Annotated in this window: 8 protein-coding genes; 7 read left to right on the top strand and 1 reads right to left on the bottom strand. The window is 73.6% G+C overall.

Annotation, left to right across the window (positions count from 1 at the left end):
- Positions 1-20: 20 nt before the first annotated feature.
- The 5 genes from sufC to mug all read left to right on the top strand — a co-directional run bounded on the left by sufC (position 21) and on the right by mug (position 3,912).
- Positions 21-794 carry a Fe-S cluster assembly ATPase SufC gene (sufC, locus tag L6E12_RS22245; RefSeq protein ID WP_236229868.1) on the top strand — a complete coding sequence of 258 codons (774 nt, stop codon included), beginning with the start codon at positions 21-23 and terminating at the stop codon, positions 792-794.
- Between the two features lie 51 nt (positions 795-845).
- Positions 846-2,141 (top strand): cysteine desulfurase, encoded by a 1,296-nt coding sequence (locus L6E12_RS22250; RefSeq protein WP_236229847.1) that lies wholly within the window; start codon positions 846-848, stop codon positions 2,139-2,141.
- Complete coding sequence (gene sufU, locus L6E12_RS22255) at positions 2,142-2,588, top strand: Fe-S cluster assembly sulfur transfer protein SufU (RefSeq protein WP_236229848.1); 447 nt, start codon at positions 2,142-2,144, stop codon at positions 2,586-2,588.
- On the top strand, positions 2,585-3,010 hold the full coding sequence (locus L6E12_RS22260; RefSeq protein ID WP_181400134.1) for a metal-sulfur cluster assembly factor: 426 nt from the start codon (positions 2,585-2,587) through the stop codon (positions 3,008-3,010). The genes sufU and L6E12_RS22260 overlap by 4 nt, the downstream gene beginning before the upstream one ends.
- A 359-nt stretch (positions 3,011-3,369) precedes the next feature.
- Complete coding sequence (gene mug, locus L6E12_RS22265) at positions 3,370-3,912, top strand: G/U mismatch-specific DNA glycosylase (protein WP_236229849.1); 543 nt, start codon at positions 3,370-3,372, stop codon at positions 3,910-3,912.
- On the opposite strand, the gene L6E12_RS22270 is transcribed toward mug, so the two are convergent.
- A complete protein-coding gene (locus tag L6E12_RS22270; protein WP_236229850.1) occupies positions 3,845-5,008 on the bottom strand; it encodes a lycopene cyclase family protein in 1,164 nt (387 codons plus the stop codon). The genes mug and L6E12_RS22270 overlap by 68 nt on opposite strands.
- A 117-nt stretch (positions 5,009-5,125) precedes the next feature.
- Between L6E12_RS22270 and L6E12_RS22275 the strand changes: the two genes are divergently transcribed.
- Complete coding sequence (locus L6E12_RS22275; protein ID WP_236229851.1) at positions 5,126-6,688, top strand: deoxyguanosinetriphosphate triphosphohydrolase family protein; 1,563 nt, start codon at positions 5,126-5,128, stop codon at positions 6,686-6,688.
- A 60-nt stretch (positions 6,689-6,748) separates the two neighbouring features.
- Entirely contained in the window at positions 6,749-7,270 is a 522-nt protein-coding gene (locus L6E12_RS22280; RefSeq protein ID WP_236229852.1) for a hypothetical protein, read from the top strand.
- Positions 7,271-7,303: the final 33 nt, after the last annotated feature.

The raw sequence follows: 7,303 nt of genomic DNA on the forward strand, positions 1-7,303 counted from the left end.
CCACTGGAGAGATGAAGAGAATGGCCACCCTGGAGATCAAGGACCTGCACGTCTCGGTCGCCACCGAGGACGGTCCCAAGGAGATCCTCAAGGGCGTCGACCTCACCGTGAAGGCGGGCGAGACGCACGCGATCATGGGCCCCAACGGGTCCGGCAAGTCGACGCTGTCCTACGCGGTCGCGGGCCACCCCAAGTACGAGGTGACCTCGGGCACGATCACCCTCGACGGTGAGGACGTGCTCGCCATGTCCGTCGACGAGCGCGCCCGCGCCGGCCTGTTCCTGGCCATGCAGTACCCGGTCGAGGTCCCCGGCGTGTCGATGTCGAACTTCCTGCGCACCGCCGCCACCGCGGTCCGCGGCGAGGCCCCCAAGCTGCGGACCTGGGTCAAGGAGGTCAAGCAGCAGATGGGCGAGCTGGAGATCGACCCGGCCTTCTCCGAGCGCTCGGTCAACGAGGGCTTCTCCGGCGGTGAGAAGAAGCGCCACGAGATCCTGCAGCTCGCGCTGCTCCAGCCGAAGATCGCCATCCTGGACGAGACCGACTCCGGCCTCGACGTCGACGCGCTGCGCGTGGTGTCCGAGGGCGTGAACCGGTACAAGGCCTCCGGGGAGACCGGTGTGCTGCTGATCACGCACTACACCCGCATCCTGCGCCACATCACCCCGGACTTCGTGCACGTCTTCGCCGGTGGGCGCATCGTCGAGTCCGGCGGCGCCGAGCTGGCCGACGTCCTGGAGAACGAGGGCTACGTCAAGTACGCCGCGATCCAGGAAGCCACGACCGCCTCCTGACGTTGCACCCGAGTAGCCACCCGAACTGACAGACAAGGAGGTGCCGGTCAGGTGACCACCACAGTCTCCGCACCGCTGGACGTCGACGCCCTCCGCGCCGACTTCCCGATCCTGGGCCGCACCGTCCGCGAGGGCAAGCGCCTGGTGTACCTGGACTCCGGCGCCACCTCGCAGCGACCGAGGCAGGTCCTCGACGCCGAGCGCGAGTTCCTCGAACAGCACAACTCGGCGGTCCACCGCGGCGCGCACCAGCTCGCCGAGGAGGCCACCGACGCCTACGAGGCCGCCCGGGCGCGCATCGCCGCGTTCGTCGGCACCGACGCCGACGAGCTGGTGTTCACCAAGAACGCCACCGAGGGCGTCAACCTGGTCGCCTACGCCATGGGCAACGCGGCCACCTCCGGGCCGGAGGCGGCGCGGTTCGCCCTCGGCCCCGGCGACGAGATCGTCACCACCGAGATGGAGCACCACGCGAACCTGGTGCCCTGGCAGCAGCTCGCGCAGCGCACCGGGGCGACCCTGCGCTGGTTCCCGGTGACCGACGAGGGCAGGCTCGACCTGTCCGACCTCGACGGGATCGTCAACGAGCGCACGAAGCTGGTGGCGTTCACCCACCAGTCGAACGTGCTCGGCACGGTCAACCCGCCCGCGCCGATCGTCGCGCGGGCCAAGGCCGTCGGCGCCCTCACGCTGCTCGACGCCTGCCAGTCGGTGCCGCACCAGCCGGTCGACCTGCGGGCCCTGGACGTGGACTTCGCGGTCTTCTCCAGCCACAAGATGCTCGGCCCGTACGGCCTCGGCGTGCTCTACGGGCGCCGCGAGCTGCTGGCCGCGCTGCCGCCGTTCCTGACCGGCGGCTCGATGATCGAGACGGTCCGGATGGAGGCCAGCACCTTCGCCGCGCCGCCGCAGCGGTTCGAGGCGGGCACGCCGATGACCTCGCAGGCGGTGGCCCTCGGCGCGGCCGTGGACTACCTGTCCGCGTTGGACATGGCGCAGGTCTCCCGGCACGAGCACGACCTGACCGTGGCGACCCTGGCCGGTCTGGCCGAGATCCCGGGCATCCGGGTCCTCGGCCCGGCGCTGGACGCCGCGGGCACCGCGACCGACAGGGGCGGGGCCGTGGCGTTCGTCGTCGACGGGGTGCACCCGCACGACGTCGGGCAGGTCCTCGACGACCAGGGTGTGGCGGTGCGGGTGGGCCACCACTGCGCGTGGCCGCTGCACCGGCGCCTGGGCGTCCCGGCGTCCGTGCGGGCCAGCTTCTACGTCTACAACGACCTCGCCGACGTCGAGGCGTTCCTCGCCGGGGTGCGCGAGGTCCAGCGGTTCTTCGGGGTGGTCTAGGTGCAGATGGAGTCGCTGTACCAGGAGATCATCCTGGACCACTACAAGAACCCGCACGGCCGCGGCCTGCGCGACCCGTACGACGCCGAGTCCTTCCAGGTCAACCCGACCTGCGGGGACGAGGTCACGCTGCGGGTGCGGCTCGACGGCGAGCAGGTCGCCGACGTCTCCTACGACGGGCAGGGCTGCTCGATCAGCCAGGCTTCGACGTCGGTGCTGACCGACCTGGTGGTCGGCAAGCCGGTGGGGGAGGCGTTCAAGAAGCTCGACGCGTTCGTGGAACTGATGCAGGGGCGCGGCAAGGTCGAGCCGGACGAGGACGTGCTGGAGGACGGCATCGCCTTCGCCGGTGTCGCCAAGTACCCGGCGCGCGTCAAGTGCGCGCTGCTGGGCTGGATGGCGTTCAAGGACGCGGTCGTCCGCGCCGAAGGGGAGGGTCGAGCATGACCGAGCAGAGCACGCAGGACACGGACACGGTGCCCGAGGTCTCCGCGGAGGAGGTCGTGCGCGGCGCCGCCGGGATGACCGACCAGGTCGCCGCCCCGCGCGCCGACGTGGCCTCGGTGGAGGACGTCGAGGAGGCCATGCGCGACGTGGTCGACCCCGAGGTCGGCATCAACGTCGTCGACTTGGGCCTGGTGTACGACATCCGGGTCGAGGACGACAACACCGCCACCCTGGACATGACGCTGACGTCGGCCGCGTGCCCGCTCAGCGACGTGATCGAGGAGCAGACCCGGGTCGCGCTGAGCGGGTCCGGGGTCGTCGACGACTTCCGGATCAACTGGATCTGGATGCCGCCGTGGGGCCCGGAGAAGATCACCGACGACGGGCGCGAGCAGTTGCGCGCCCTCGGCTTCACCGTCTGACAGGAAACGCCTCGGGTACGCCCCGGGGCTTTTCTTCTGACCATATATCAACCATGATCTATTCACTATAAAGATAACCAGATCGTCGAACCGGTCCAGACGTCGGTGCGGAGAGCCGGAGCGGGAACCTGCGTAGGGGGCGGCGTGGGAACCGGGGGCGGGGGATGCTCGGAATCCACATGGGGGAGTGGGGGCGAAGCGGTGGCCGGGAAGCAAAGGAAGCGGCCGCCGCGTGGATTGCCTTTTCATGACAAAAGGTGTCCCGCCGGTGGGGTGACCCGTTCGTCGGCGGACGACAGGTTCGGACCAGTCCGGCCCACCCGGTGGCAGCCGTGATCGACTTCTGCTCCCATGGGTGCGTGCCCAGACCCACTCGCGACGAACTCGCCGCCGCCCACGACCGCACCATCCCGGACGTCCTCGCCCCCGACCTGGACGTCCTGTTCTGTGGCATCAACCCCGGCCTGTACTCCGGCTTCACCGGTCACCACTTCGCCCGGCCGGGCAACCGCTTCTGGCCCGCCCTGCACGCCTCCGGCTTCACCCCCCGGCTGCTGCGGCCCGCCGAGCAGCAGGAACTGACCTCGTTCGGCCTGGGGCTGACCAACCTGGTGGCGCGAGCGACCGCGCGTGCCGACGAACTGTCCGACGAGGAGTTGCGCGCGGGCGGGAAGCGGCTGGTCGAGGTGGTCCGGAGGTACCGGCCCGGGATGCTGGCCGTGGTCGGGATCACCGCCTACCGGACGGCCTTCGGCGTGCCCAAGGCGACGATCGGCCGCCAGGACACCACGATCGGCGACGCGGGGGTCTGGGTGCTGCCGAACCCGAGCGGGCTCAACGCCCACTACCAACTGGAGGCGCTGGCGGCGGAGTTCCGGCTGCTCCGCGAAGCGCTCCGGTGAACCCGCCCACCGCCATCGCCGCCCGCAACCGCCACGGCGCCGCCCGGAACAGCTCGGTCATCGCCCCGGCCGTCCCCGCGAGGTCCTCCCGCCCGGTCAGGTACGGCAGGCGCGCCTCGGTGGGCAGCGCGAAGAAGGCGTCGAAGAACTCCGGCAGCGCGGCGGCGGGCAGCGACCGCAGCACCCGGGCGCCGTGCGCGCGCAGGGCGTGCACGGCCCGGGCGGCCGGTGTCCACACCACGTCCCTCCCCGTCCCGCCCGCGGCGATCGCGTCGGCCAGCCGGGGCGCCACGGCGAGGGAATCGGCGACGCTGTAGCCGGTGGCCGGGTGGACCATGCCCGCGGCGGCGCCGATGGCGACGGTCCGGGGCCGGGGGAGGTCCATGGGGAAGCGGACGTTCTCCGCCGCCGTCGCGGTCCCCGGGTCCACCCCGGCGGCGCGCAGGCGGGCGATCAGCCGCTGCCGCAACCGCTCCACGGGCACCCCGGGCTTGGCGACGAGGGAGGTCTCCTCCACGAGGGTCCGTCCTCCCGGGAGCGGGACGGCGTAGAGGAAGGTGGCCAGGCCGTCCTGTGTGGACCAGTCGTCCATGAAGACCGCCTGCCCCGGCGGGACCAGACCGGCGACCGCCTCGGCCGGGAACACGAGTCCGTGGGCGGTCTGCTCCGCGCGGTGGCCACCGGGCCGTCCACCCGAGAGCACCCGCAGCGCGCCGCTGGCGTCCACCGCGACCCGGCACGCCAGCCTGCGCCCGGACGCGAGCACCACCGTGGACCCGCGCGGCCCGTGGTCGGCCGAGGCGACCCGGTCGGCGACGGGGGTCACGGACCCGCGCGCGTAGGCGGCCTGCGTGGCGGCGTTGTCGAGGACGACGTACCCCTGGTCGAGGAGCCGCCCGGCCGCGCGCACGCCGGTGGCGGCCGTCGTCGCGGCGCCGTCGGGCAGCACCGCGGCCTGCTCGGCCCACATCCCGTAGGTCGCGGGCCACGGCGTCAGCGGAGCGGGCGCCACCAGCGCCACCTCCAGCCCGCGCCTGCCGCAGGCGTCGGCCACGGCCCACCCCGCCGGACCCGATCCCACCACCACGACGTCCATGCCCCGATCCGACCACACCCCGGCCGCCGCCGCCGATCCCGCCCCCGGACCGGGGGGCACCGAGGGCCTGTGGACAGTTCCCGACCCGTGTCGGTGCCGCGCCCTAAGCTCTGCGGCATGTCCGAACCAGCCGACACCCCGGCCAGGGAAGCCCGCCGCGACCGCGGCGCGGGCGCGGCCGACCTCGCCGCCAGCCCGTACCGCGCCGACCGCGACCGCATCGTCGCCTCACCGTTCTTCGCCCGGCTGGGCGGGGTGACGCAGGTGGTCAGCGTCAGCGGGTCGGGCCTGCTGCACAACCGGCTCACCCACAGCCTCAAGGTGGCCCAGGTCGCCAGGGCCATCGCCGAGCGGCTGGCCGCGGACGCCGACCTGGTCCCGCTGCTGGACAAGCTGGGCGGCTGCGACCCGGACGTGGTGGAGGCCGCGGCGCTGGCGCACGACCTGGGGCACCCGCCGTTCGGGCACCTCGGCGAGCAGGTCCTCGACCGCATCGCCCGGCACCGGTTCGCGCTCCCCGACGGCTTCGAGGGCAACGCCCAGAGCTTCCGGATCATCACCACCACCGACACCCGCGGTCCCCGCGCCGCGGGCCTCGACCTCACCGCGGCGGTGCGCGCGGCGGTGCTCAAGTACCCGTGGGCCCGCCTGGTCGGGGCGCCGCCGCACCCCAGTGCCCTGCCCGACCCGCCGCGCGGCGCCGCCGAGCCCAAGGACGCCCCTGGCACGGGGTCGAGCAAGTTCTCCGTCTACGTCACCGAGCTCGACGACCACGCGGGCGCCCGCCTCCCGTTCGCCGGGCGCGTCCCCGACTGGCAGCAGACCGTCGAGGCATCGGTGATGGACAACGCCGACGACATCGCCTACGCCATCCACGACCTGGAGGACTTCCACCGCATCGGCGTCCTGCAGCACGCCCCGGTCTCCGCCGAACTGGGCCAGTGGGAGGCCGACCGCGCGGGCTTCGCCGCCCTCGACGACGCGGCCCTGCACTCCGACGAGCGCCGCCCCGGCCGCTCCCTGGAGGTCCTGCGCAGGCGCCTGCACGCCCGCGACGGCTGGATGGTCGACGACGACGCGTTCGGCGAGGCCGTGTCCAGGGTCCGGGCCGAACTGGTCGATTCCCTCCTGGCCGTCCCGTTCGACGGCTCGGTCGACGCCGAGCAGGCCTTCGGCCGCTTCTCCTCGGGCTGGACCGCGCGCCTGGTCGCCGGGATGCACGTCCTACCGGATCCCCCGACCCGCTCCGGCCACGTCCTGCTCGGCCGCACCCAGTGGCACGAGGTGCAGGTCCTCAAGTTCGTGCACCGCCGCTTCGTCCTCCTCCGCCCCGACCTCGCCCTCTACCAGCGCGGCCAGGCCCGCCTCCTGACCAAGCTCGTCGAGGCCCTCGACCAGTGGCTCGACGACCGCTTCGAGGCCGACCGCCTCCCCCGCCGCCTCAACGACCTGGTGGAGCTGGCCCACGCCGAGTACAGCGCCCTGGCCGCCGACCGCCCGGAAACCCTCATCGGCGCCACCGGCGAGGCCCCCGCGGGCCGCTCCGGCGTCCTGGCCCTGGCCAGGGGCCGAGCGGTCATCGACTTCGTCGCCTCCCTCACCGACGGCCAGGCGGCCTCCCTCCTGGAGGCCCTCTCCGGCCGCACCGCCCAACCCTGGTCCGACACCTTCGTCCTCTGATCCGCCCCCCACCACGCCCCCGATACGGAGACCACACAACCCCGAAGCGCACCATGGGACATGGCCGACACCCCGAACCCCGGCCCCGAGCGGTCCGACCCCACCCCACCGCTCCCGGTCCCCACCCCCACCGAGCCCGGTTCCGCCACGCCCGGCGGTGCCGAGCCCGGCCCGACCCGGCCGGACTCCGCCCAGCCCGGTGCCGCCCGACCCGGCACACCTGCCCCGGGCCCCACCGCCCAGCAGGCGTTCTTCCCGGCCGCAGCACCGCCGACGACCACGGCGACGGGCTCCACGCCGCCGCGCACCGTCAGCCTCCTGGTCGCCGCCCTGCTCAGCGCGACCCTGCTGCTCGTCGGCGGCATCGCGGGCTTCGCCATCGGCGCCGCGGGCGACGACCACGGCAGGCACGGCGGCCACGCCCGCCACGAGCGGAGCCAGGACAACCGGGGCCCCGGCGACCGCGGCCCCGGCCGCTTCGACCGCCCGGGTGACCGCGGCGGCCAAGGCCCGGCCCGCCCACCCCGCCAGGGCACCCCGACCGCCCCACCCTCCACTGCTCCCAGCACCACCACCGGCTGACCCCACACCCCGCCCCGCCACACCCCGCCCGCA

The sequence above is a fragment of the Actinokineospora sp. PR83 genome, from assembly GCF_021056305.1.
Classification (GTDB): Bacteria; Actinomycetota; Actinomycetes; order Mycobacteriales; family Pseudonocardiaceae; genus Actinokineospora; species Actinokineospora spheciospongiae.

Coding starts and splice junctions, on each gene's coding strand:
- sufC (WP_236229868.1), top strand. CDS start 21: ATGGCCACCCTGGAGATCAAGGACCTGCACGTCTCGGTCGCCACCGAG.
- L6E12_RS22260 (WP_181400134.1), top strand. CDS start 2,585: ATGACCGAGCAGAGCACGCAGGACACGGACACGGTGCCCGAGGTCTCC.
- L6E12_RS22270 (WP_236229850.1), bottom strand. CDS start 5,008: ATGGACGTCGTGGTGGTGGGATCGGGTCCGGCGGGGTGGGCCGTGGCC.
- L6E12_RS22275 (WP_236229851.1), top strand. CDS start 5,126: ATGTCCGAACCAGCCGACACCCCGGCCAGGGAAGCCCGCCGCGACCGC.
- L6E12_RS22280 (WP_236229852.1), top strand. CDS start 6,749: ATGGCCGACACCCCGAACCCCGGCCCCGAGCGGTCCGACCCCACCCCA.